Genomic DNA, 24,659 nt, shown 5'->3' with positions numbered 1-24,659 from the left:
GACCGGCGGACGTCATGAGTGTGCTGGGGGTGAGCCTCGCCCCCCAGATCGGTCAGCACCTGCTGCGCGACGAGGGCGAGGTGATCGTCGACGAAGTACGCCGGCACTGGGCGGCCTACGTCCGCCCGGTCCTGGAGTTCCTGCTGGGTCTGGCCCTGCTGGTGGGGGCGGCGTTCATCCGCACCGATGTGGCGTGGCTCCCGATCCTGCTCGCGCTCGCGGCCTGGGCGCACGCCCTGTGGCTGGCCGTGGGGGAGTACCGCGACCGGTTCGTCATCACCAACATGCGCGTGTTCCGGGTCTACGGCGTCCTGACCACCCGGCTGGCGACGATGCCGCTGACCCGGATCCTCGACATCACCGTGGAGAAGCCGTTGCACGGCCGGGTGCTCGGCTTCGGTCACTTCGTCTTCGAGTCCGCGGCGCAGAAGCAGGGGCTTCGCGAGATCCGGTACGTCGGGCGGGCCAACGAGCGCGACCTGGCCATCCAGCGGGTCGTGCAGCAGGCCGGACTCCGGGGCCGTCGCTTCCTGTGAGACCACCCCGCCGCCCACCCGGCGTTGCCGCATCAAACTAGGATGTCGCGCATGACGCAGCAGCCGTTCTCCCGTCCTGGCGCAGTCGACCTCTCCGGTCTCCAGCAGCGTGCCGGAGGCGCCCCCGCGCAGGGCGCGCCCCGAGCCTCTGGCGGGGCGGGCGCGACCGCGCCCGGCGCCGCCAGGTCGACCGGTGCCTACTCGGTGGAGGTCACCGAGGAGTCCTTCCAGTCGGTGCTCGAGTCGTCGATGACCGCGCCTGTGGTGCTCGTCTTCTTCTCGGCGTCCCGCTCGCCGGAGAGCGTCACGCTGGTCAAGGACGTCGCCACCGTGGCCGAGGAGCACGACGGTCGCTTCCTCGCCGCGAGCATCGACATCGACGCCTCCCCGCAGATCGCGCAGGCGATGCAGATCCCGCAGGTCCCGCTGATGATGGTGCTCCTCGACGGCCGTCCGGCCACCCAGCCGATCCCCGGCGCGCTCTCGCTCGACGAGCTGCGCACCCTGTTCACCCAGTTGTCCCAGCAGTTGACCGCACAGGGCATCACCGGGCGGCACCAGCCCCGGTCCGCTGCTCCGTCCGGCGAGGGCGAGGACGAGGGGCCCGCGGCGGACCCGCGCTATGCGGCCGCCCAGGACGCCCTCGGCGCCGGAGACGTCGACGCGGCGGTCGCTGAGTACCAGAAGCTCGTGGACGGCAATCCGGCCGACGCCGAGGCCGCCGCGGGACTCGCGATGGCGAAGGTCCTTCAGCGCACCCAGGGCGTCGACCTCAACCAGGCCCGGGCGAAGGCGGCGGAGGCTCCCGACGACGTCCCGGCCCAGACCCTGTGTGCCGATCTCGACATGCTCGGCGGCCACGTCGAGGACGCCTTCGGGCGGCTGGTCGAGCTGATCCGCCGTACCTCCGGGGACGAACGCAACGCGGCCCGAGAGCACCTGCTCGGCCTGTTCGCCGCGGTGGGCAACGACGACCCGCGGGTGCTCCAGGGACGCCAGGCGCTCGCCTCCGCCCTGTTCTGAGCTGACACCCCCTGAGCCGAGTCGTGACCGGTCTCGCCCGGCGCGGCCGGTTCGACGGGGGCGGGGCTCAGACCGCCCGGCCCGACTCGGTGTAGGCGGGGCCCTCGCCGTGCAGGGTGGCGAGGGCGGCCTCCACCCGGCGAGCGGTGTAGTCGGCGGCCCGGTCGCGCACCTGGTCGAGGGTGCAGAACTCCGCCGAGCGGATCTCGCGGGCCTCCGCGACGATGCGATCGGTGAGGCTGCTCTCGTGCACGCCGCCGTCGAAGACGAGGGTGACCGCGTCGTCCCAGCCACTCCAGGCGGGGAGCCAGTCGGTGAGGATCAACGCACCCGCTGGTAGTTCGAGGGAGAGCTCCTCCTCGATCTCGCGGGTGACGCCGAGGCGTGGTGACTCGCCCACCTCGACCACGCCACCGGGGAGATCCCAGTCGCGCTTGTAGGTCAGCTGGCACATCAGCACCCGCTGCTGCGGGTCGCGGACCAGCATCTGCCCGATCGCGCGCTTGCGGGGGAGGAAGCTGTTCAGCAGGGCCCGGAAGCCCTCCGGCTGATCCGCCGGTACGTCGCTGGCGAGTCGGGCGTAACAGATCCGGTCGACCGGCGCGCCACCGACGGTGACCCCCCGCAGCACGCCCTCGCGGCGCATCCCGGACCAGGTGGCCGTCCGCTGGGAGGCGACGTCGTCGGGGTCGATCAGGGTCTCGACGCGGGCGTGGGTGAGCAGCGCGGTGGCCACCTCGTGGCGGACGACGTCGACCACCTCGCCGGGGGCGATGGAGATCCGGGCGATGCCCTCGGCGACGGTGGTCACGCTCGTCTCTGGATCGGTCACGCGCCCACCCTAGCCACGTGGCCGAGGGGTCGGGTGGGCGAGCACGGACGCCGGAGTCAGGGGACGACCACGGCGCGGCCGCGCAGCGTGCCCTCGTGCAGGCGGTGGTAGGCCGTCGGTGCGTCGTCGAGGGAGAACGACTCGGTCTCCACCGTCACCAGCCCGGCGCGGGCGAGTTCGAGCACCTCCATCAGTTCGGCACGCGAGCCCCAATAGGGTCCGCGGATGGCGGAGTCGTAGGGCCTGGCGAGCATGCCGATGTTCGCCGTGCCGGCGCCGACTCCCACGACCACCTGGTCGCTCTCGGTGCCGAGCAACGAAGCCGTGAGGTCCATCGTCGGCTGGATGCCCACGAAGTCGAAGACCGCAGTCACGGTCGGGCGACCCAGCGCCTCGCCGATCTTTCCCGGTGCGCCGGAGTCGGAGAGGAAGGCGTGGTGCGCGCCGACGTCGGTGGCCAGGGCGAGCTTGTCCTCGCTGACGTCGAGTGCGATCACCGTGGCCGGAGTGATCGCCCGCAGGATCTGGATGGCGACGTGCCCGAGGCCACCGGCGCCGATCACGACCGCCGTCGAGCCCGGGACCAGCTTGGGCAACGACATCTTGATCGCGTGGTACGGCGTGAGGCCGGCATCGGTGAGGGCGACGTTGGCCACCGGGTCGAGGTCGCCCAGCGGGACGAGGTGCCGCGCATCGCGCACGATCATGTACTCGGCCATCGAGCCGTCCGAGCCCAGGCCGGGAGGGGTGATGCCGAGCTCGGCGGCGCGCGGGCAGTAGTTCTCCTTGCCCTGGGCGCACTGGTAGCAGCGCCCGCAGCCCTGGGGGCCGTAGACCGCCACGGCGTCACCGACGCTCACCGAGGTGACCCCGTCGCCCAGGGTGTCGACCACGCCCACGCCCTCGTGCCCCAGCGTCATCGGGAGCGGGTAGCCGAACTGCGCGAACTGCTCCTCGGTCAGGCCCATCACGAACGAGTCGGAGTGGCAGGCGCCGGCGGCGGTGACCTTGATCAGCACCTCGCCCGGCGCGGGCTCCGGCTTGGGCACGTCGCGCACCTGGGGCGGCGCACCGACTTCGACGTACTGCAGGGCTTTCATAGGAGCACCTCTCTGTGTGTGCGGTCTGCACGAACTGCGGTCCGGTGTCTGCGTGCTGCGGTTCGTCGCCTGGTGCGACGGGGACCGTTCACATTCCTACTCCGGCCTTCGCGACCGCGCTAGGGAGAGGCTGATCGACACCGGTGCGCAGCAGGCGGGATCGATCAGTGGTTCCCCTCAGGACGACCGGCGTGTCACAACCGGCGCGCGGGCGGTGTCCCATGGCAGGGAGGGAACGCATCCGCACCTCCCGATCACAGACACATGAGGAGGAGATCGCTGTGCCCAGCACGTTCCGCATCCCGAAGGCGCCCCTGCGGGGCCTGACCGGCCGCCTGATCGCGGCCTACTGCCGCCGTACCTTCGGGGAGATCCCCGACGTCGCCCATGTGGCCGCGCACCAGCCGAAGGTGCTCCGCTCGGTGCTCTCCTTCGAGGGCAAGGTCGCGAAGTGGGACGCCCTCGACCCCACCCTGAAGACCTACGCGCAGCTCGCCAGCGCCGCCCTGATCGGGTGCAGTTGGTGCCTCGACTTCGGCTACTTCAAGGCCCGAGAGTCCGGGCTGGACCTCAGCAGGATCAGCCAGGTGCCGCGGTGGCGGGACAGCGACGTCTTCTCCGACCTGGAGCGCGACGTCCTCGAGTACGCCGAGGCGATGACCGTAACCCCGCCGACCGTCACCGACGACCTGGTCGCGCGCCTGCTCGAGGAGTTGGGTGCCCCCGCTGTGGTGGAGTTGACCGAGATGATCGCCCTGGAGAACATGCGGTCGCGCGCCAACTCGGCCGCCGGGCTACAGAGCCAGGGGTTCTCGGACAGGTGCGAGATCCCGCTGGCCGACGCGGGGGGTGCCACGGCGATACGGTCGCCGTCATGACGTCCGACCCCGCCCTCGACGTCTTCGTGGCGCACCGCAGCCTGCTGTTCACGGTGGCCTACGAGATGCTGAGCTCGGCCGGTGACGCCGAGGACGTCGTCCAGGAGACCTGGCTGCGCTGGTCCGAGGTGGACCTCGACGAGGTGCGGGACCCCCGCGCCTATCTCGTCCGCATCGCGACCCGGCAGGCGCTCAACCGGGTGCGCACCCTCTCGCGGCGCAAGGAGGCCTACGTCGGACCCTGGTTGCCCGAACCGCTGCTGACGTCCCCGGACGTCGCGGATGACGTCGAGCTGGCCGACAGTGTCTCGACCGCCATGCTGCTCGTGCTCGAGACGCTGGGACCGGTCGAGCGGGCGATCTTCGTGCTGCGCGAGGTCTTCGAGCTGGGCTACGACGAGATCGCCCGTGCCGTGGACAAGACCCCGGCCGCCGTACGTCAGATCGCCCATCGGGCGCGCTCGCACGTGGCCGCCCGCCGGCCGCGGGAGGTGGTCTCGGCCGAGGAGGGCCGCCGGGTGACGACCCGCTTCCGGCAGGCGGTGGAGACCGGCGACCTCCAGTCCCTGGTCGACGTCCTCGCCCCCGATGTGGTGCTCATGACCGACGGAGGCGGGGTCAGGAACGCCGCCCGGCGCCCGATCGAGGGGGCGGACAAGGTGCTGCGATTCCTGTCCGGCACGCTCGCCAAGACCCTCGAGACGGTCGCGGAGATCCGGATGGTCGAGGCGGAGGTCAACGGCGCACCCGCCCTGCTGGTGTGGCTCGGCGGGGTGCTCGACCAGGCCGTGACGGTACGGGTCGAGGAAGGGCTGGTCACCGGCCTCTACCTGGTTCGCAATCCGCACAAGCTGGCCCGGATGGCGGCGCCGACGCCGTTGGCGAGGTGACCCGGCGGACGAGACCGCGTGTCCGAGCTCACCCGCGCACTGGCATGCTGGGCCCTCCGGTGAGGATGACCCGGTGTCCGGCCCAACCCGGGGCCGGTGGAGCGTGTGGAGGACGTGCAGTTCATGGGTGAGTTCGTCAACCTGACCGTCGACGACGGCGTCGGCACCATCCGGCTCGACCGGCCGAAGATGAATGCGATCAGTTTCCAGGTGCAGGAGGAGTTGCGCGCGGCCGCGACCGAGGCCGCCGAACGGGACGACGTCCGCGCGGTCGTGCTGTACGGCGGGGAGCGGCTCTTCGCGGCGGGCAATGACGTCAAGGAGATGGCCGAGCTCAGCTACGCCCAGATGGTGCAGCGGGCCGAGTCGGTCTCCGGCGCGGTCACGGCGGTGGCCCAGATCCCGAAGCCGGTGGTGGCCGCCGTCACCGGCTACGCGCTCGGCGGTGGCTGTGAACTCGCCCTCGCCGCCGACTACCGGATCGCCGCGGACAACGCCACCTTCGGGCAGCCCGAGATCCTGCTCGGGATCATCCCCGGCGCCGGGGGAACCCAGCGGCTCTCGCGCCTGATCGGTCCCAGCAAGGCCAAGGACCTGATCTTCACCGGCCGGTTCGTGCCCGCATCGGAGGCACTCGCGCTGGGGCTCGCCGACCGCGTCGTCGCCGCGGCGGACGTGTACGCCGAGGCGCAGGCCTGGGCCGGCCAGTTCCGCCGGGCCGCGGCGTACGCGCTGCGCGCCGCGAAGACCAGCATCGACCAGGGCCTCGGGGTGGACCTGGCCACCGGGCTGGAGATCGAGAAGGCTCAGTTCGCCGGTGTCTTCGCCACCGAGGACAGCGCCACGGGTATGCGGTCGTTCGTGGAGAACGGTCCCGGTAAGGCTGTCTTCGAGGGGAAGTGACGCGGGGTGCCCGCGGAGACCGAGCGGCCACGGCGCAGGGTGCTGAACGGGTTGCGTCGAGTGCTCGGCCACCTGGTCTGGACCATCTGCCTGCTCGCCGCCCTGTGTCTCGCGGTCGCCGCCCTGCTCATCACCGTCGGAGCCAACCCGGCCAACACCCTGGTCTCGTTCGTCCTCGACCTCGCCGACGTGGCCGATGTGGGGGTCTTCGACCTCGGTCAGCCGATCGTCGCCTTCGACGGGGAGAGCGCCGCGACCAACACCGTGCTGGTCAACTACGGTGTCGGTGCACTGTGCTGGCTGGTGGTCGGCAGGCTCGGGGACCGCATCCTCCGGCCACGCTGAGGAGTCTGCGGGCCCCCGGGAGGGGGCCGTCGTACCGCTGTGTCGGGTCTCACATCCGAGACCCGATGTGGGAGGCGGCACACCTGTGTGACATTTTCGGTGCTGAGAGCAGTGCCCGGCGTAAGTGACTCGTCGGTATCTTCGTACAAACCCACGAAGCATCAGGAGGGGCCACCCGGCCACACCACCATGAACATTGTCGTCTGTGTGAAGTACGTCCCCGATGCGACCGGCGACCGGTCCTTCGAGGCTGACAACACCGTGGATCGCGTCGGCGTCGACGGTCTGCTCTCCGAGCTCGACGAGTACGCCGTCGAGCAGGCTCTCCAGCTCAAGGAGAAGCGCTCCGACGAGGAGATCACCGTGACCGCGCTGACCATCGGTCCCGAGAAGGCCGTGGACGCGGTCCGCAAGGCTCTGCAGATGGGCGCCGACAAGGCGGTCCACGTGCAGGACGAGGCCATCGCCGGCTCGGATGCGATCGCGACCTCCCTGGTGCTCGCCGAGGCCGTGAAGAAGGCCAACGGCGGCGCCGTCCCCGAGGTCGTCATGTGCGGCCTGGCCTCGACCGACGCGTCGATGAGCGTGGTGCCGGCGATGCTGGCCGAGCGTCTCGGGCTGCCGCAGGTCACCCAGGCCTCGGTCGTGGAGACCCAGGGGGACCAGGTCCGCATCAAGCGTGACGGTGACACCGCCACCGAGGTGATCGGCGGCACCATGCCGCTGGTGCTCTCGGTGACCGACCAGTCCGGCGAGGCGCGCTACCCGTCGTTCAAGGGCATCATGGCCGCCAAGAAGAAGCCGCTGGAGACCTGGTCGCTGGCCGACCTCGGTGTCGAGCCCGCGCAGGTGGGTCTCTCGGTGGCCTGGAGCCAGGTCGAGGACACCGCTCCGCGCCCGCCGCGCACCGCCGGCGAGATCGTCAAGGACGAGGACGGCTCGGGCGCAGTGGCGCTAGCCGGGTTCCTCGCGTCAAAGAAGTTCATCTGAGGAGCCCGCTGACATGTCTGAAGTCCTGGTTCTGATCGACCACGTCGGTGGCGAGGTCAAGAAGCCGACCTACGAACTGCTGACCCTGGCCGCCCGACTCGGCACCCCCTCGGCCGTCTTCATCGGAGACCCCGGCCAGGCCGCCGGCGCCGCGGAGAAGGTCAAGGCCTACGGCGCGGAGAAGGTCTACGCGATCGATGACGCGCAGATCAAGGGCTACCTGGTGGCTCCCAAGGCCGAGGCTCTCCAGCAGCTGGCCGCCCAGGTGGCTCCGGCTGCGGTCCTGCTCCCGTCCTCGGCGGAGAACAAGGAGGTGGCCGGCCGCCTCGCGATCAAGCTCGAGTCGGGCCTGATCACCGACGCCGTCGACATCGCCGACGGTGGCGTGACCACCCAGTCCGTCTTCGCCGGTGGCTTCACCGCCACCGCGAAGGTCACCAAGGGCACCCCGATCATCACGGTCAAGCCCAACTCCGCCGCTCCGGTCGAGTCGGCTGCCGCCGGCTCCGTCGAGCAGTTCGCGGTGACGATCTCCGACGCCGCCAAGACCGCCCAGATCGTGGCCGCCCAGCCGCGCAAGGCATCCGGTCGCCCCGAGCTCACCGAGGCGGCGATCGTCGTCTCCGGTGGACGCGGCACCGGCGGCGACTTCACCGCGGTCGAGGGCCTCGCTGACGCCCTCGGCGCGGCCGTCGGCGCCTCGCGGGCCGCGGTCGACTCCGGCTGGATCCCTCACACCTTCCAGGTGGGTCAGACCGGCAAGACCGTCTCTCCGCAGCTCTACGTCGCCAACGGCATCTCGGGCGCCATCCAGCACCGTGCCGGCATGCAGACCTCCAAGACCATCGTGGCCGTCAACAAGGACGAAGAGGCCCCGATGTTCGAGCTGGTCGACTTCGGTGTCGTGGGTGACCTCCACACCGTCCTCCCCGCGCTGACCGAGGAGATCAACAAGCGCAAGGGCTGATCCCCCCGCTCCCGAGCCCGTCCCGCCTCGTGCGGGGCGGGCTTCGGTGCGTTTGGGAGTGGACGTTTCCCCGGTGAACCGGGGAAACGTCCGCTTTCCGGCCGAAAAGACGGCCAGAAGTGCCACTATCCCCTGGGCGCTGTGACGCAAGTGGCCATTGGGGCTCCGAGTCGATGGACCGGCCGTGCGATGATCCCGAGGTGGACGACTTCTCCTCGCTGAGCCCGCTCGACGGTGGGTGGTCGGGGGAGACGTTCCTCGCCGAAGCGTCGGGGAGCCGGTCGGTGGTGCGGATCTTCGCGGACCCACGGCACCATCCCCAGGCACCTCAGATCCAGGAGGCGCTGCTGCGGCTGGTGCGCGGCCTGATCCCCGTACCCCAGGTGCTGGAGGTACGCCGGGCCGACCCGGAGGCCGGCACGCCGGGGCTGCTCGTGACCGAGTTCGTGGACGGCGTACGCGGCGACCTGCTGCTGCCGGACCTCGACGCGCAGGGGCGGCACCGCGTGGGATGCGCGCTCGGGGCGATCGCCCGCACCCTGTCCCGGATCCCGATGCTGCGTGCTGGAACCTTCGCCGACGCCGACCTGCGGATCACGCCGTACGATCTCTGGCTGCCCGACTGGGTGGACGAGTACTCCGACCGGCTGGAGCTGAGCCAGGACGAGCTGACCGGTCTACGGGAGGTTGCGCGGGCGGCAGCGGAACGGTTGGCCGCCCGGCCGCGCGCGTGCCTGGTCCACAGCGACCTGAATCCGAAGAACGTCCTCCTCGACCCGACGACTCTGGCGGTGCTGGCGGTCGTGGACTGGGAGTTCGCCCACGCCGGGCACAGCTTCACCGATCTGGGCAACCTCGTCCGCTTCGATCGGGACGCACAGTACCTTGCCGGGATCCTGACCGGCTGGAGTGCTGCTCGGCCGGGGGAGCGGGGCGGTGACGGGGAGGATCTGGACATCGCTCACGCCGCCGATCTGCCCGCACTGGTCGAACTGGCATCCCGTGCCGGGCAGAACCCGGTGGCCGATCGGGCCCTGCGGCGGCTCCGGACCATCGCAGCGCAGGGCGACGTCGCAGCGACCGAGCACTCGTAGGTGCCGCCTCGGGTCTCGGACAAGGGAGGGGAGTGTCGGGGGACGGACCTATCCTGAGCGCATGAGCATCGAGCAGGAGGTTCGGAGCGCAGCGCTGCGCGCCAGGGAGGCCGGTTACGACCTCGCGGTCGCCACGCGAGCGACCAAGGACGCCGCCCTGGTGGGGATGGCCGAGGCCCTGGTGGAGCGGGCTGAGGAGATCCTGGCCGCCAACGCCGAGGACATCGCGCGCGCCGAGGCCGAGGGCACGCCGAGCAACATCGTCGACCGACTCCGGCTCACCCCGGCGCGGTTGCAGGCCATGGCCCAGGGATTGCGCGAGGTCGCGGCCCTGCCTGACCCGGTGGGCGAGGTGGTGCGCGGCTCGACCCTGCCCAACGGGCTCGAGATGCGCCAGGTCCGCGTGCCCTTCGGCGTGGTCGGGATGATCTACGAGGCCCGGCCCAACGTCACCGCGGACGCCGCCGGCATCTGCCTCAAGTCCGGCAACGCCGTGCTCCTGCGCGGCTCGCGGAGCGCCTCGGACTCCAACGCCGCGATCACCACCGTGCTGCGGGCCGCGGTCGAGGCCAACGGCCTCCCCGCCGACGTGATCCAGCAGCTCCCCGCGGAGTCCCGCGACAGTGTCCAGGCGCTGATGCGTGCCCGCGGCCTGGTCGACGTGGTGATCCCCCGCGGTGGTGCCGGACTGATCCGCAGGGTGGTCGAGGAATCCATCGTCCCGGTGATCGAGACCGGCACCGGCAATGTCCACGTGTACGTCGACGCGGCGGCCGATCTGGAGAAGGCGCTCGCCGTGGTGATCAACTCCAAGACCCACCGCACGAGTGTGTGCAACAGCGCCGAATCGCTGCTGGTGCACGCCGAGGTGGCCGAGGTCTTCGTGCCCAAGGTCGTGGCCGCCCTCCAGGAGCGGGGCGTGGAGGTGCGCGGCGATGAGACCTTCGCCGCGGTCGACGGGGTCGTGCCCGTCACCGATGAGGACCACGACACCGAGTTCCTCGACTCGATCATCTCCGCGGCCGTCGTGCCTTCGCTCGACGCGGCGGTGGCACACATCCGCAGGTTCTCCAGTGGCCACACCGAGGCGATCATCACCGAGGATCTCGCCGCGGCCCGCCGGTTCACCGCACGGGTCGACAGTGCCGCCGTGATGGTCAACGCCAGCACCAGGTTCACCGATGGTGGGGAGTTCGGGTTCGGTGCCGAGATCGGCATCAGCACCCAGAAGCTCCACGCCCGTGGTCCGATGGGTCTGCCGGAGATGACCAGCACCAAGTACGTCGTGACCGGCGAGGGCCAGATCCGCTAGGCCCACGTCCCCGGCAGCACGGCCCGTGGCCCTCGATCCCGCCTCGATCCCGGGCGTGAGCCGGTGGCCACCGGGGGTGCCCCGCCGGGTAAGGTGTGCGCATGCTCAACACCGTTGTCCAGATGTCCGCCGAATCCGCCGAGCACGAGGTCAGCATGGGCCTCGCCGCAGGGGTCGGTCTCGGCGCCCTGGCGATCCTGCTCGTGCTGCTCGCCGCTCTGATGTTCTTCGGCGCCGGGCGCGAGCACTCCTGAGTCCGGGACCTCCTGTGGCCCGGCGCCGTGTCGGTGTGATGGGCGGGACCTTCGACCCGATCCACCACGGTCACCTGGTGGCGGCCTCGGAGGTGCAGGCCTGGTTCGACCTCGACGAGGTCGTCTTCGTGCCGACCGGCGATCCCTGGCAGAAGTCCCACCGGGTGGTCTCTCCGGCGGAGCACCGCTACCTCATGACCGTCATCGCCACGGCCAGCAACCCTCGGTTCACGGTGAGCCGGGTCGACATCGACCGGTCCGGTCCGACGTACACCATCGACACCCTGCGCGACCTGCACGAGGCGATGCCGGGTGACGAGCTGTACTTCATCACCGGTGCCGACGCACTGGCCGATATCTTCACCTGGCGCGGCACCGAGGATCTCTTCGAACTGGCCCGCTTCGTGGGGTGTACACGCCCCGGGTACACCGTCGACGGCCCCACGCTTGCGCAAATTCCCTCCGACCGGGTGACCATGGTGGAGATCCCCGCATTGGCGATCTCCTCCACCGACTGCCGGTCCCGGACCGCCAACGGCGAACCGGTCTGGTATCTCGTGCCCGACGGGGTGGTGCAGTACATCGCCAAGCACCGCCTCTATGCCGACCATTCGTCCTCCTGAGCAGCCGGCCCAGGAGCAGCCTCCGAGACTGCGAGCCCGCATGACCGCCACCGACCACGCCCTCGATCTGATCCGCACCGCCGCCCGGGCGGCCTCTGAGAAGCAGGCCCGCAACCTGGTCGCCTTCGACGTGAGCGAACAGATCGCCATCACCGACGCCTTCCTGCTGGCCTCGGGCAACAACGACCGCCAGGTCAAGGCCATCGTCGACGAGATCGAGGACAAGCTCCGCGAAGCGGGCGCCAAGCCGCTCCGGCGCGAAGGCGAGCGCGATGCCCGCTGGGTGCTCATCGACTACGGCGACATCGTCGTGCACGTACAGCACGAGGAGGAGCGTCAGTTCTACGCGCTCGAGCGGCTGTGGCGCGACTGCCCCACCATCGCCCTGCCCGCCGACGTGACCGGACCGGTCGAACCGGCAGCCGGCGCCACCCCGCCCGCGGAGGAGACGGGCGGCGAGTCGGCGCTGTGAAGCGACTGATCCTGCTCCGGCACGGACGCACCACCTTCAACCACCAGCAGCGGATCCAGGGCCAGCTCGACGCGCCCCTGGATGCGGCCGGTCTCGCTCAGGCGGCCGAAGTGGCGCCGCTGGTCGCGGCACTGTCGCCTGTCGTGATCTGGAGCAGTGATCTGGCCAGGGCCGCGGTCACCGCCGACCACGTCGCCGAAGCCTGTGGCGGCCTGCCGGTCACGCGCGACGCCAGGCTGCGTGAGCGTCACTTCGGTGACGTCCAGAACTGGCTGCACAGCGAGTTCAAGGCCCGGCTGCCCGAGCAGTACGCCGCCTTCCGCGCCGGCGACCCGGCCGCGGTCCCGGGCGCGGAGAAGATCAGCGAACTCTCCGACCGGCTGCACGCCGCGCTCATCGACCTGCTCGCGCTCACCCCGGAGGGTGAGACGGCGCTGGCCGTCGCGCACGGCCTCGCGATCAAGTACGCCGTGGGCGGGCTGCTCGGCTGGGACGAGGAGGCCTCGTCAGCGCTGCGGGGGATGGACAACTGCCACTGGGCCGAGGTCGAGATCGACTCCGGCCGGGCCACCCTGGCGGCGTACAACCTGGGGGTGTGAGCCCCGATTTCGCCAACCTCCGAGCCATGCATTAATGTTTCCGTCGTTGCCCCGGCCTAGATCTACCGGGAGCAGCACCACGGGGCTGTGGCGCAGCTGGTAGCGCATCTGCATGGCATGCAGAGGGTCAGGGGTTCGAGTCCCCTCAGCTCCACCGGATCACACAGAGAGCCGGACCTTCGGGTCCGGCTCTGCTGCGTCTGCGCACCGCACCTGGGCACCGACCGGACCAGGGGCGGCCGACCGATCGCACGCCGACGCGAACCACCCCCTTTCGGGGGAGTACGTCGGCACCCGGGACTGGCATGGTGGATCACGTTGCTCCCTCGATCCTCGGAGAGTCCAGATGAGCACTGACCCGGCCGCCCTGTTCGGAGGCAGATTCCTCGATCAGGACATCCCCACCCGGAAGTTCCCGGACCAGGGGATGCCCGCGACGGACGCGATGCGCCTGGTCGCGCTCGACATGGCACTGGAGGGCGATCCGGGGCGCAACCTGGCGACCTTCGTGACCACCTGGATGGAGCCCGAGGCCCAGCGGATCATCGCCGCGAACCTGCACCGCAACTTCATCGACCATGCCGAGTATCCCCGGACCGCTGAGATCGAGCAGCGCTGCATCCGGATGATCGCGGACCTGTTCAACGCGCCTGGTGAGACCGTCGGGGCTCGGACCCAGGGGTCCTCGGAGGCGATCATGCTCGGTGCCCTGTCCCTGAAGTGGAAGTGGCGCGAGCGCCGGGCCGCGGCGGGCGCGTCCACCGACCGACCGAACCTGGTCTTCGGCGGCGACGTGCACGTGGTGTGGGAGAAGTTCTGCCGGTACTTCGACGTCGAGCCACGGATCGTGCCGCTGCAGGAGGGTAGGTACACGATCGGCCCCGACGACGTCGCCCCGCACCTCGACGATCACACGATCGGTGTTGCCGCCGTGGTCGGCACGACCTTCACCGGGCACCGTGACGACGTGGTCGGGATCAACGACCTGCTGGTCCGTCTCAAGCGCGAGCGGGGCCTCGACGTACCCCTGCATGTCGACGGGGCCAGCGGCGGCTTCGTCTGGCCCTTCCTCTACCCGGACACGCCGTGGGACTTCCGGTTGGAGCAGGTGCGCTCGATCAACGTGTCCGGACACAAGTTCGGACTGGTCTACCCCGGCGTGGGGTGGTTGATCTTCCGCGAGGCGGACGACCTCGCCTCCGACCTGGTCTTCGAGGAGAACTACCTCGGCAAGACCGACTCCACCTTCACCCTCAACTTCTCCACCGGGTCCAGCATGGTGCTGGCGCAGTACTACAACCTGGTGCGGTTCGGTCGGGAGGGGTACACCTACATCATGCGCGGCATGGAGGACAACGCCCGTGCGCTGGCCGACCGGCTCGAGGCGATCGACCGCTTCGAGCTGATCGGGCGCGAGGACGAGCACCTCCCGCTGGTCGCGTTCCGCCTGCGTGCGGACGAGCCCTTCGACGAGTTCGATCTCGCCTGGCAGCTCTCCGCGGAGCGCGGGTGGATGGTGCCGGCGTACACGCTGCCGCCGAACGCGCAGAAGATCACGATCATGCGGGCCCTGGTCAAGGAGAACTTCAGTCGTGAGCACGTCGACACCCTCGCCCGCGACATCGCGGACGCCTGTGCGACGCTCGAGCGCAAGGGCGGGGCACACGAGGAGGAGCGGCGACAGATGGTGCAGGGTCCGGGTCACTGAGTCCGCGGCACCCGGACCTGACGGCCTGGAATGACGGCCGGGAAGGACGGCTGGGAAGGACGCCGTCGGAGGGCGAGCCGTGTTCCGGCCATGTGTGACGGGGTGGCCGCCGGCGTGCCCAGGCGCTTCCCAGGAGACCCGGTCTGCTGCACTGTCGAGAGGTGGAGAGTTTCCAGGCCTACGGCGTCGCCCACTGGTCGATGCTGGTGCTGCTCGGTCTCGGGCTGGTCCCGGCGGTGCTCCTGGGACGGTGGGACCGCGACCGCCGGATAGGCCGGATCCTCGCGGTGCTCATCCCGGTGTTCGTGCTGGTGAGCCAGGGCCTGCTGCTGATCCGCCATGACTACCACCTCGAGACCGTGCTCCCGCTCCAACTGTGCGACCTCGCCTGGATGGCGGCTGCCTGGGCGTTGTGGACACGGGATCGGTTCCCCGCCGCGCTCACCTACTACTGGGGGCTGGCACTCACCACCCAGGCGGCCCTGACCCCCGCCCTGGAGCAGCCCTTCCCGCATGCGGGGTTCGTCGCCTTCTGGGGACAGCACCTGCTGGTCGTGTGGGCAGCGGTCCACCTCGTCTGGGGGGTGCGGCTGAGGCCGACCTGGTGGTGGTACCGCGCGACCGTCGTTGCCACGGGGGCGTGGCTGATCGTGGTGTTCGTGGTGAACGCGGCGCTCGGCACCAACTACGGCTTCGTCAACGAGAAGCCCGGGACCGGCTCGGTCCTGGACCTGCTGGGGCCCTGGCCGGTCTACGTCCTCGTCGAGATCGTGGTCATCGCCGCGGTCTGGGCGCTGATGACCTGGCCGTGGACCCGCACCGCCGCCGCCCGGAGCTCGCCGCATGCCGCGTGACCGCGGGCGACCCGGCGCCGCGCGAACCGGTGCCAGCCGTGCGACCCGGTGCCGTGCGGCCCGGTGCCGTGCGACCCGGTGTCATGTGAGCGAGATCTCAGTATGGTGTGCCCGAACCTGACCGAACGAGGCTCGCCGGCCCGACCGGCGAGGAAGGACGGGGCCTGTGCGCACCGAGATCTGCGACCTGCTCGACATCGACCTGCCGCTGCTGGCCTTCAGCCACTGCCGGGATGTGGTCGCGGCAGTGACCAACGCCGGCGGATTCGGGGTGCTGGGGGCCTCCTCCCACACCCCGGAGGCGCTCGAGGCCGAGCTCGCCTGGATCGACTCGCAGGTCAAGGGTCGCCCGTACGGCGTCGACATCATCTGCCCCGAGACCTACGAGGGGAAGGGCCAGGAGCTCACCGACGCCGACGTGGTGGGCCTGGTGCCCGAGGAGCACAAGGCCTATGTCCTCCGATTGCTCGCCGACCACGATCTGGACGCGGAACAGTTCGGGGAGAGCCTGTTCGTGATGGGTGGCCGCTTCAACGACGAGACCGGTGCCCGGCTGCTGGAGGTGACGCTGAAGCACCCCGTCGGCCTGCTGGCCAACGCCCTGGGCGTGCCCCCGAGCTTCATGTTGGAGGCCGGGCGCAGCTACAACGTTCCCGTCGCCGCGCTGGTCGGGGCCAAGGAACATGCGATCAAGCAGGTCCAGGCGGGGGTGGACGTGATCGTGGCTCAGGGCGGAGAGGCCGGTGGGCACTGTGGCGACGTGTCCACGATGGTGCTCGTGCCCGAGGTGATCGAGGCGATCAAGCCGCACCGCAGCGTTCCCGTGTTGGCCGCGGGCGGGATCGTCACCGGGCGGCAGGTGGCAGCCAGCGTCGCGATGGGCGCCGCGGGTGCCTGGATGGGGTCGGTGTGGCTGACCACCGAGGAGGCGGAGACCGCGCCGTACACGGTGGAGAAGATGCTGGCCGCCGGCTCCCGCGACACGGTGCGGTCCAAGGGCCGCACCGGCAAGTACTCACGCCAGCTCCGCTCGGACTGGACCGACGCCTGGGAGGCCGGCCTCGATGCGCCGGCGGCCCTGCCGATGCCGCTGCAGAGCGTCCTGTCCGAGCCGACCCTGCGGCGCATCGACCAGCTCGCCGCCAAGGGGCACCCGGGGGCGCAGCGGCTCGCGACGTACTTCGTCGGCCAGGGCGTGGGCCTGATGACCAGGAAGCGTCCCGCCCGCGAGGTCGTCCTGGAGATGGCGGAGGACTACCTCGCGGCGACGGAGCGGCTCGCCGGCACGCTGGGCTGACTGACCGGGGCTCAGAGCGTCTCGAAGGACCTCTTGGCCAGCCCGATGGCGTAGCCGTCGATCACGGTGCGCGGGGGAGCGCTGGGATCGGCGGCTGCGCCGAGGGTGATGAACAGCGGGGTGAAGTGCTCCACCGTCGGGTGGGCATAGGGCATCCCGGGTGCCTTGTGCCGGAAGTCGGCGAGCTCGTCGACGTCACCGCGCCCGAGCGACTCCGCCGCCCAGAGGTCGAAGTCGGAGGACCAGCCGGGGACGACGTCGGGCGTGGACCAGTCGATGAAGGGCAGTCCGTGCGTCATGTAGCCCGAGCCGATGACGAGCACACCCGACTCGCGCAGCGTCCGGAGTCGCCGGCCGAGGTCGAGCAGTCGCGCGGGGTCGTGGGTGGGCATGCTCAGCTGGAGCACCGGGATGTCGGCTTCGGGGTACATGATCTTCAACGGCACCCAGGCACCGTGGTCGAGTCCGCGGGAGCTGTGCTGGTGCACGGGCTCGGCATCCGGCATCAGCGAGCTGACCTGGGCCGCCAGCTCGGTGGCGGCGGGGGTGTCGTAGCGCATCCGGTAGTACATCGGATGGAATCCACCGAAGTCGTAGACCAGCTGCTCGGGCAGGGTGGTGCTGAGGCTGAGCGGAGCCGACTCCCAATGGGCCGAGACGATCAGGACCGCCCGGGGCCGGGGCAGCGCGCGAGCCCAGTCGTGCAGCTGGGTCATCCAGTCGGTCATCTCGAAGAGCATCGGGGCGCCGTGACTCAGGTAGAGGCTGGGCAGGGGGCCGTCGGCCGGGGTCCACGGCGCGTGCGGCCGCGCGGCCCGGGCCGCCGCCGCGGTGCGCAGGTGGGCGGCGAACGGGTGCTCGGCCGGGATGAGCGAGTCGGCAGCCCTGGTCAGGTCGGTGCGCGAGGTCATGTGGCCCTCCGGGATAAGTTGTTGATACAACTATCAGGATAGGCCAAGAAAGTTGCAGCGACAACTATGTGGAGGTGGTCATGGACGTGCGGTGGCTCGATGATCACGAGCGGGCGGCGTGGGTCCGCCTCGCCGCGGTCCTGGAACTGCTCCCCGGCGTCCTGGACGCCCAGTTGCGCAGGGACGCGGGGCTCACCCACTTCGAGTACTTCGTGTTGGCGATGCTCTCCGAGTCGCCCGAGGGTGCGCTCCGGATGTCGGCGCTGGCGGCCCAGACCAATGCCACCCTGCCTCGCCTCTCGCATGTGGTCCGCAAGCTGAGCGACCGGGGCCTGGTGCGGCGTTCGGCGGCACCGGGGGACGCCCGCGCCACCGACGTGGCACTGACCGAGGAGGGCTGGACGAAGATCCGGGAGACCGCACCGGGCCACGTCGCGCAGGTACGCCGGCACGTCGTCGACGCCCTGACTCCGGCCCAGATCGACCAGCTCGCCGGGATCGCCGAGGCGATCCTGGGGAGGATCGATCCCGACCGTCGGTTCGCGGCGAACCTGCGGGAGTCGTGAGTCTCAGCGTGGCCGATGGGCCGCGCTGAGACTCACGTCCGTGCGGGGCCGGTGATCGCGCGATGGAGCTCGCCGGCGACATCGCCGAGGAGCCGGTGGCGGCCCTCGGCGACGATGATCCGTCCACCCACGACCACGTCGGAGACGTCCGCGGAGGCGGCGGCGAAGACGGCCGACTCCAGCAGGGTCCGGGGCTGCCAGCCGGCCAGGCGGACCGAGTCGAGAGAGAGCGTCGTGAGGTCGGCCAGGGCTCCAGGGGCGATCCGTCCGGCGTCCGGCCAGCCGAGCGAGGCGTGGCCGGCGGCGGTGGCCGCGGCGAGCAGGTCTGCGGCGGCCCAGTGGCCCCGGGTCTCGGAACGGAGCCGCTCGTCGAGCTCGAGCGCCCGCGCCTCCTCGAGCAGGTCGATCACCGCGTTGCTGTCGCTGCCCAGCGTGAGCGGCGACCCGGCCCGGGCCAGCTCCGGGGCGGGCCCGATGCCGTCGGCGAGGTCGCGCTCGGTCGTCGGGGTGAGACAGACCGAGGTCCGCGAGGAGCCCAGCCGCGCGATGTCCGCCTCGGTCAGATGGGTGGCGTGCACGGCGGTGGTGCGCGGACCCAGGGCACCGCGCCGGTCGAGCAGTTCGGTGGGCGTGCAGCCGTGGGCCGCGAGACACGCCTCGTTCTCCGCGCGCTGCTCGGACAGGTGGACGTGCAGCGGGGCCTCCCGCTCCCTGGCCCAGTCCGCGACGGTGCCCAACTGGTCCGCCGGTACGGCGCGCACGGAGTGGATCGCGGCGCCCAGCCGGGCGTGGTCCGGCGTCCGGTACGCCGCGGCCCGGGCCGCCCAGGAGTCCGCGTCGCCGTCCCCGAAGCGCAACTGCGGCCCGGCCAACGGCCGATCCGGCCCACCGGTGAGGTAGCAGGTGTCGAGCAGAGTGATCCGGATGCCGGCCTCGGCCGCGGCGGTGACCAGGGCGTCGGTCATCGCGTTCGGGTCGGCGTAGCGATGGCCCCCCGGCGCATGATGCAGGTAGTGGAACTCCCCGACACAGGAGATCCCGGCCAGGGCCATCTCGGCGTACGTCGCACGGGCCAGCGCCAGGTAGCTGTCCGGGGTGAGGCGCTCGGCGAGCGCGTACATGTCCTCGCGCCAGGTCCAGAAGGTGCCGCCGCCCCGGTGGGTGCGGCCGCGCAGCGCCCGATGGAAGGCGTGCGAGTGTGCGTTGGCCAGTCCGGGCAGGGTCAGGCCGGCGAGCTGGACCGCGTCGGGAGGACGGACGGCATCCGGGCGTACCGCGGTGAACCGGTCGCCGGTCACCTCGATGAGGACGTCACGAGCAAGCCCGTCACCCTCGCCGAGGGGGCCGAGCCAGGCGTGGTCGGCGAAGTACCGGGTGGTCCCCGAGGTCACCCCTGCTCCTGCATCGGGATGCGGACGCCGCTCCTGGCCGCGACCTCCGCGGCTTCGGGGTAGCCGGCGTCGACGTGTCGGATGACTCCCATCGCGGGATCGTTGGTGAGCACCCGGGCGAGCTTCTGCGCGGCCAGCTCGGTGCCGTCGGCGACGCTGACCTGACCGGCGTGGATCGAGCGGCCCATCCCGACTCCGCCGCCGTGGTGCAGGGAGACCCAGGTGGCACCGGAGGACGCTGCGGTCAGCGCGTTGAGCAGCGGCCAGTCGGCGATCGCGTCGGAGCCGTCCAGCATCGCCTCGGTCTCGCGGTACGGCGAGGCGACCGACCCGCAGTCGAGGTGGTCACGGCCGATCACGATCGGTGCCGAGACCCGGCCGGAGGCGACCAGGTCGTTGAACAGCGCGCCGGCCTTGTCCCGTTCGCCGTAGCCCAGCCAACAGATCCGGGCGGGCAGGCCCTGGAAGGCGATCCGCTCCCGGGCCCCCCGCATCCAGCGCTGGAGCCGGTCGTGCTCGGGGAAGAGGTCCATGATCGCCCGGTCGGTCTCGTGGATGTCCTTCGGGTCGCCGGAGAGTGCGGCCCAGCGGAACGGGCCCCTGCCCTCGCAGAACAGCGGCCGGATGTAGGCCGGCACGAAACCCGGGAACTCGAAGGCCCGCTCGTAGCCGCCCTTGCGGGCCTCGTCGCGGATCGAGTTGCCGTAGTCGAAGACCTCGGCACCGGCGTCCTGGAACTCCACCATCGCCTGCACGTGGGTCGCCATCGAGGCCTGGGCGCGCTCGGTGAAGTCGTCGGGGTCCTTGTCGGCGAGTGCGTGCCAGTCCTCGACCGAGACGCCGAGCGGCAGGTAGGACAGCGGGTCGTGGGCGCTGGTCTGGTCGGTGACGATGTCGACGGCGACCCCGCGCCGGAGCAGTTCGGGGAAGACCTCGGCGGCATTGCCGACCACGCCGACCGAGACCGCCCGACGCTCGGCCTTGGCGGCGAGCGCGCGTCGGACGGCGTCGTCCAGGTCGGTCGCGATCTCGTCGAGGTAGCGGTGCTCGGCCCGGCGCCGCAGCCGGGTCTCGTCCACGTCCACGATGAGGCAGACGCCGCCGTTGAGGGTGACCGCGAGCGGCTGGGCGCCGCCCATGCCGCCGCAGCCGGCGGTCAGGGTGAGGGTGCCGGCCAGGGTGCCGCCGAAACGCTTGTCCGCGACCGCCGCGAAGGTCTCGTAGGTGCCCTGCACGATGCCCTGGGTGCCGATGTAGATCCAGGAGCCGGCGGTCATCTGCCCGTACATGGTCAGCCCGGCCTGCTCGAGCCGGCGGAACTCGGGCCAGGTCGCCCAGTCGCCGACCAGGTTGGAGTTGGCGAGCAGGACCCGTGGGGCCCACTCATGGGTCTGGAGTACGCCGACGGGCTTGCCTGACTGCACCAGCAGGGTCTCGTCCTCGCGCAGGTCCGTGAGGGTGCGCACGATCGCGTCGTAGCTCGCCCAGTTGCGGGCCGCACGGCCGGTGCCGCCGTACACGACCAGGTCGTCGGGCCGCTCGGCGTTCTCCGGGTCGAGGTTGTTCATCAGCATCCGGAGCGGAGCCTCGGTCTGCCAGCTGCGGGCGGTGAGGCCGGTGCCGCGCGGGGCACGGACGGGGCGAGCGCCTTCCATGGTGGTCTCCTGGTCTGTGCTGGGGACGTCCGGCCGCGGGCCGGGCGGCGGTGGGTAGCCCTCGATGCTGCTGGGCTGCTCCTCCATTGCACGGCCATCGAGCACTCGGCGGGGACGGGGGAGAGCGTGATGCTGTCTGGGATCACAGACTGTCGGGTCGCGGCCGTCGTGGACGACGGGGACCGGTAGGCACTGGAATGGACATCGGAGACCCGCGACCGGAGCGGGATCCGTCGGAACACACCGACCGTGCGGCAGTGAGGGAGCAGGGTGGACTTCGAATCGATGTGGCGCGAACTCGCGCCGGTGGGGCGGGTGCGCACCGGGGGCTACCGACGTCAGCCCTTCACCTCCGCGGAGCGCGAGACGGTCGCCTGGTTTCGGCAGGAGTGCGCCGCGCGCGATCTCACCGTCGAGGAGGACCCGTACGGCAACCTGGTCGCCTGGTGGCGTCCCGAGGGGGCGGCCGGGGACGCCGTCCTCACCGGCTCGCATCTCGACTCGGTGGTCGAGGGCGGTGGGTACGACGGCCCGCTGGGCGTCGTCTCCGCGCTGGCCGCGGTGGATGCGCTGCGCGAGCGCGGGCACGTGCCCGCGGTGCCCCTGGGGATCGGCGTGTTCGTGGAGGAGGAGGGGTCCCGCTTCGGGATCGCCTGCCTCGGCTCCCGCCTCGCCACCGGCTCGATGAGCTGGGAGAGCGCCCGCGAGCTGCGGGACCGCGACGGGGTGGCCTTCGGTGACGTGGTGGCCGGCGGTGCCCGTTCGACCCTGGTGGAGGGTGTCGGGAGCTTCGTCGAGCTGCACGTCGAGCAGGGCCGCGACCTGGTCCACCGGGAGGTGCCGGTCGGCGTGGCCACCATGATCTGGCCGCATGGCCGCTACCGGTTCGACTTCCGCGGTGAGGCGAACCATGCCGGGACCACCCGGATGGGCGACCGGCGCGACCCGATGCTCACCTTCGCCGGCACCGCCCTCGAGGCCGCCCGGATCGCGCTGGAGACCGGCGACCGGGCCACCTTCGGCCGGCTCGAGGTCAGCCCCAACGGCACCAACGCCGTACCCGAGCGCGTGACGGCCTGGCTCGATGCCAGGGCCGGTTCGGAGGAGGCCCTCCGCTCGGTGGTCTCCCAGATCGGCTCGTCGGCGAGCGAGCAGGCGACCGGCCATGGCACCAGCGTGGACGTGACCGCGGAGTCGGAGTCGCCGGAGGTCCGCTTCGAGGAGGCGCTGACCGCCGAGGTCTCACGCCGTTCGGACGGCGGTTCCTGGCCGGCGATCGCGACGATGGCCGGACACGACGCCGGCGTACTCTCCGCGGCCGGGATCCCGACCGCGATGCTCTTCGTCCGCAACCCCACCGGCATCTCGCACGCGCCTGCGGAGTACGCCGCCCCCGAGGACTGCCTGGCCGGTGTCGAGGCCCTCGCCGATTCGCTGCAGAGGCTGACCCGATGAGGAGCCTGCTGATCGAGGACATCGGGGAACTCGTCACGCTCGACCCGCGGCACCCGGGCGAGCTCGGCCTGCTCCACGACGCCGCGCTGGTGGTCTCCGACGGCGTGGTCGCCTGGACCGGACCGCGTGCCGAGGCACCCGCGGCCGACCGCCGCCACTCCGCGGGCGGGGGTGCGGTGATCCCGGGGTTCGTGGATTCCCACGCCCACCTGGTCTTCGCCGGTGACCGGGCCGAGGAGTTCGCCGCCCGGATGACGGGGGAGCCCTACACCGCCGGCGGGATCGCCCGCACCGTCGAGGCCACCCGGGCCGCCACCGACGACGAGCTCCGGGCCAACCTGCACCGGCTGGTGCGTGAGATGCAGCGGCACGGCACCACGACGGTGGAGGTCAAGAGCGGCTACGGCCTGAACGTGGCCGACGAGGAGCGGTCCCTCCGGCTGGCCTGCGAGGCGACCTCGGAGACCACCTTCCTGGGCGCGCACGTGGTGCCGCCCGAGGCCCGCCAGGACCCGGCCGCCTACCTCGACCTGGTGACCGGTCCGATGCTGGCCGCGTGCGCTCCGCACGCACGCTGGATCGACGTCTTCTGCGAGAGGGGCGCCTTCGACGCCGACTCGGCCCGGCGGATCCTCCGTGCCGGGCTCGCGGCCGGTCTGATGCCGCGGGTGCACGCCAACCAACTCGGGAACGGCGAGGGCATCCAGGTCGCCTGCGAGGTCGGAGCCGCCTCCGCGGACCACTGCACCTACGCCACCGCCGCCGATCTCTCCGCACTGGCGGACTCGGGCGTGGTGGCGACCCTGCTCCCCACCATCGAGTTCTCCACCCGCTCGCCCTACCCCGACGCCCGTCGCTTCCTCCGCGCCGGTGCCACGGTCGCGCTGGCCACCGACTGCAACCCCGGCTCCGGGTACTCGAGCTCGATGCCCCTGGCGATCGCCCTCGGCGTGCGGGAGATGTACCTCAGCCCGGCCGAGGCGCTGATCGCGGCCACCCTCGGCGGCGCCAGGGCGCTGCGCCGCGAGGACATCGGCCACCTCCGCGTCGGGGCCCGCGCGGACCTGGTCGTGCTCGACGCCCCGTCGTACCTGCATCTGGCCTACCGCCCCGGCGTGATGCTCGTGCGCGACACCTTCCTCGGCGGGTCGCTCGTCGGCTGAGGGAGGCCACCGCGACCCAGAGCGCCCCCCAGCGCCCCCAAGCGCCACAGTCAGGTGCGGCCGGCGACGCGGCGGGTGAGCAGCCGGACGGTGGCCTCGAGGTGGTGGCGGATCTCGGCGAAGCGTCCGCCGCTCGTCTCCGCCTCGGGGTAGGTCACGGTGACCGCCGCGACGGGGTAGTCGTGGGTGTCGAGCACCGCCAGGGCCATCGAGGACAACCCCTCGGTGACCTCACCCTGCTCCAGGGCGACGCCCTCCCGGCGTACGTCGACGAGGCGCCGCCGCAGCTCCGAGGGGGTGCTCGGGGTGTTCGGTGCACCGCCCGCGAACGCGTCGGCACTCGGGTAGAGCGCCCTGACCTGGGCTGCGGGCAGGGCGGCCAGGATGGCGCGACCCGAGGCGGTCGCATGGGCGGGGAGCCGCAGCCCGACGTCGGTGATCAGGAGCGGCCGGCCGGGGGCACGTTCCTCGATCACGTAGACGACCTCGCGTTGCATGAGCACGCACAGGTGCGCGCTGTTGCGGCAGCGGTCGGACAGGTCTGCCAGCGGACGACGCGCCAGCCGCTGCAGCGGCTCCTGGCGGGCATAGCCCGTGCCGAGTTCGTAGGCGGCCAGCCCGAGCCCGTATGCGCGGTCCTCCGGGTAGTGCACCACGAACCCGGCCTCGATCATGGTCCCGAGCAGGTGGTAGGTCGTCGAACGAGGGATCCCCAGAGCCTGGGCCAAGAGTCCGGCCGGCACCGGGGCGGCCTGGCGGGAGAGGTAGGACAGGACCGCCAGGGTCTGCGCCGCCGCGGGTACCTCCGCCATGCGGGCCAGCCTAGCGGCGTCGCCGGCCG

General features: G+C 71.3%; 26 protein-coding genes and 1 tRNA gene. 21 read left to right on the top strand and 6 right to left on the bottom strand.

The features are described from left to right. Positions 1-29 precede the first annotated feature (29 nt). Positions 30-536 carry a PH domain-containing protein gene (locus tag G515_RS0117450; RefSeq protein WP_342662883.1) on the top strand — a complete coding sequence of 169 codons (507 nt, stop codon included), beginning with the start codon at positions 30-32 and terminating at the stop codon, positions 534-536. A gap of 51 nt (positions 537-587) precedes the next feature. Beyond that, positions 588-1,559, top strand: coding sequence for a tetratricopeptide repeat protein (locus G515_RS0117445; RefSeq protein ID WP_028661183.1), 972 nt, complete (start codon positions 588-590; stop codon positions 1,557-1,559). Between the two features lie 67 nt (positions 1,560-1,626). Here the strand turns inward: G515_RS0117445 and G515_RS0117440 are convergent, their stop codons facing one another. Together G515_RS0117440 and G515_RS0117435 are read right to left on the bottom strand one after the other, a co-directional pair. Then, positions 1,627-2,391, bottom strand: coding sequence for an NUDIX hydrolase (locus tag G515_RS0117440; protein ID WP_028661182.1), 765 nt, complete (start codon positions 2,389-2,391; stop codon positions 1,627-1,629). Between the two features lie 56 nt (positions 2,392-2,447). After that, positions 2,448-3,491 carry an NAD(P)-dependent alcohol dehydrogenase gene (locus tag G515_RS0117435; protein ID WP_028661181.1) on the bottom strand — a complete coding sequence of 348 codons (1,044 nt, stop codon included), beginning with the start codon at positions 3,489-3,491 and terminating at the stop codon, positions 2,448-2,450. Positions 3,492-3,772: 281 nt separating this feature from the next. On the opposite strand from G515_RS0117435, the gene G515_RS0117430 reads away from it, so the two are divergent. The 16 genes from G515_RS0117430 (at position 3,773) to G515_RS0117355 (ending at position 16,677) form a co-directional block, all read left to right on the top strand. Continuing rightward, on the top strand, positions 3,773-4,369 hold the full coding sequence (locus tag G515_RS0117430) for a carboxymuconolactone decarboxylase family protein (protein ID WP_028661180.1): 597 nt from the start codon (positions 3,773-3,775) through the stop codon (positions 4,367-4,369). Further along, entirely contained in the window at positions 4,366-5,259 is an 894-nt protein-coding gene (locus tag G515_RS0117425; protein WP_036555937.1) for an RNA polymerase sigma-70 factor, read from the top strand. Before G515_RS0117430 ends, G515_RS0117425 begins: the two co-directional genes overlap by 4 nt. 96 nt (positions 5,260-5,355) lie before the next feature. Next, a complete protein-coding gene (locus G515_RS0117420) occupies positions 5,356-6,162 on the top strand; it encodes an enoyl-CoA hydratase/isomerase family protein (RefSeq protein WP_425411236.1) in 807 nt (268 codons plus the stop codon). 6 nt (positions 6,163-6,168) lie between these two features. Then, positions 6,169-6,507 carry a hypothetical protein gene (locus G515_RS0117415; protein ID WP_051218528.1) on the top strand — a complete coding sequence of 113 codons (339 nt, stop codon included), beginning with the start codon at positions 6,169-6,171 and terminating at the stop codon, positions 6,505-6,507. Between the two features lie 189 nt (positions 6,508-6,696). Continuing rightward, complete coding sequence (locus tag G515_RS0117410) at positions 6,697-7,497, top strand: electron transfer flavoprotein subunit beta/FixA family protein (RefSeq protein ID WP_028661176.1); 801 nt, start codon at positions 6,697-6,699, stop codon at positions 7,495-7,497. 13 nt (positions 7,498-7,510) lie between these two features. Next, entirely contained in the window at positions 7,511-8,464 is a 954-nt protein-coding gene (locus G515_RS0117405) for an electron transfer flavoprotein subunit alpha/FixB family protein (protein WP_028661175.1), read from the top strand. 200 nt (positions 8,465-8,664) lie between these two features. Then, on the top strand, positions 8,665-9,558 hold the full coding sequence (locus G515_RS0117400; protein ID WP_028661174.1) for a phosphotransferase family protein: 894 nt from the start codon (positions 8,665-8,667) through the stop codon (positions 9,556-9,558). A 61-nt stretch (positions 9,559-9,619) separates the two neighbouring features. Next, positions 9,620-10,870, top strand: a complete 1,251-nt coding sequence (locus G515_RS0117395; protein WP_028661173.1) for a glutamate-5-semialdehyde dehydrogenase — start codon at positions 9,620-9,622, stop codon at positions 10,868-10,870. Between the two features lie 101 nt (positions 10,871-10,971). Beyond that, positions 10,972-11,124 (top strand): hypothetical protein, encoded by a 153-nt coding sequence (locus G515_RS23670; RefSeq protein ID WP_157571174.1) that lies wholly within the window; start codon positions 10,972-10,974, stop codon positions 11,122-11,124. Between the two features lie 14 nt (positions 11,125-11,138). Continuing rightward, positions 11,139-11,747 (top strand): nicotinate-nucleotide adenylyltransferase, encoded by a 609-nt coding sequence (nadD, locus tag G515_RS0117385; RefSeq protein ID WP_281168311.1) that lies wholly within the window; start codon positions 11,139-11,141, stop codon positions 11,745-11,747. Positions 11,748-11,787: 40 nt separating this feature from the next. After that, entirely contained in the window at positions 11,788-12,219 is a 432-nt protein-coding gene (rsfS, locus tag G515_RS0117380; RefSeq protein ID WP_028661171.1) for a ribosome silencing factor, read from the top strand. Continuing rightward, positions 12,216-12,818 (top strand): histidine phosphatase family protein, encoded by a 603-nt coding sequence (locus tag G515_RS0117375; RefSeq protein WP_028661170.1) that lies wholly within the window; start codon positions 12,216-12,218, stop codon positions 12,816-12,818. The genes rsfS and G515_RS0117375 overlap by 4 nt, the downstream gene beginning before the upstream one ends. An 81-nt stretch (positions 12,819-12,899) precedes the next feature. Then, positions 12,900-12,972, top strand: a tRNA-Ala gene (locus G515_RS0117370). A 192-nt stretch (positions 12,973-13,164) separates the two neighbouring features. Continuing rightward, on the top strand, positions 13,165-14,526 hold the full coding sequence (gad, locus tag G515_RS0117365; protein ID WP_028661169.1) for a glutamate decarboxylase: 1,362 nt from the start codon (positions 13,165-13,167) through the stop codon (positions 14,524-14,526). 161 nt (positions 14,527-14,687) lie between these two features. After that, positions 14,688-15,380, top strand: coding sequence for a YwaF family protein (locus G515_RS0117360; RefSeq protein WP_028661168.1), 693 nt, complete (start codon positions 14,688-14,690; stop codon positions 15,378-15,380). Positions 15,381-15,546: 166 nt separating this feature from the next. Then, the gene (locus G515_RS0117355; RefSeq protein WP_028661167.1) at positions 15,547-16,677 is read left to right on the top strand and encodes an NAD(P)H-dependent flavin oxidoreductase; all 1,131 of its coding nucleotides are present in this window, start codon (positions 15,547-15,549) and stop codon (positions 16,675-16,677) included. Between the two features lie 11 nt (positions 16,678-16,688). On the opposite strand, the gene G515_RS0117350 is transcribed toward G515_RS0117355, so the two are convergent. Then, positions 16,689-17,588 (bottom strand): dioxygenase family protein, encoded by a 900-nt coding sequence (locus G515_RS0117350; protein WP_028661166.1) that lies wholly within the window; start codon positions 17,586-17,588, stop codon positions 16,689-16,691. Positions 17,589-17,668: 80 nt separating this feature from the next. Between G515_RS0117350 and G515_RS22150 the strand changes: the two genes are divergently transcribed. Beyond that, positions 17,669-18,154: a MarR family winged helix-turn-helix transcriptional regulator gene (locus G515_RS22150; protein WP_036556225.1), complete on the top strand. Its 486-nt coding sequence runs from the start codon at positions 17,669-17,671 to the stop codon at positions 18,152-18,154. A 32-nt stretch (positions 18,155-18,186) separates the two neighbouring features. On the opposite strand, the gene G515_RS0117340 is transcribed toward G515_RS22150, so the two are convergent. Beyond that, entirely contained in the window at positions 18,187-19,545 is a 1,359-nt protein-coding gene (locus G515_RS0117340) for a formimidoylglutamate deiminase (protein WP_028661165.1), read from the bottom strand. Further along, a complete protein-coding gene (gene hutU, locus G515_RS0117335; RefSeq protein ID WP_028661164.1) occupies positions 19,542-21,200 on the bottom strand; it encodes a urocanate hydratase in 1,659 nt (552 codons plus the stop codon). Before hutU ends, G515_RS0117340 begins: the two co-directional genes overlap by 4 nt. 270 nt (positions 21,201-21,470) lie before the next feature. Between hutU and G515_RS0117330 the strand changes: the two genes are divergently transcribed. Next, on the top strand, positions 21,471-22,655 hold the full coding sequence (locus G515_RS0117330; RefSeq protein ID WP_028661163.1) for an allantoate amidohydrolase: 1,185 nt from the start codon (positions 21,471-21,473) through the stop codon (positions 22,653-22,655). After that, positions 22,652-23,818 carry an imidazolonepropionase gene (gene hutI, locus G515_RS0117325; RefSeq protein ID WP_028661162.1) on the top strand — a complete coding sequence of 389 codons (1,167 nt, stop codon included), beginning with the start codon at positions 22,652-22,654 and terminating at the stop codon, positions 23,816-23,818. Before G515_RS0117330 ends, hutI begins: the two co-directional genes overlap by 4 nt. Positions 23,819-23,868: 50 nt before the next feature. Here the strand turns inward: hutI and G515_RS0117320 are convergent, their stop codons facing one another. Then, entirely contained in the window at positions 23,869-24,630 is a 762-nt protein-coding gene (locus G515_RS0117320) for an IclR family transcriptional regulator (RefSeq protein WP_036555933.1), read from the bottom strand. Positions 24,631-24,659: the final 29 nt, after the last annotated feature.

The organism is Nocardioides insulae DSM 17944 (assembly GCF_000422825.1).
GTDB classification, from domain to species: domain Bacteria; phylum Actinomycetota; class Actinomycetes; order Propionibacteriales; family Nocardioidaceae; genus Nocardioides; species Nocardioides insulae.
This window is presented reverse-complemented; position numbering and strand designations above follow the sequence as displayed.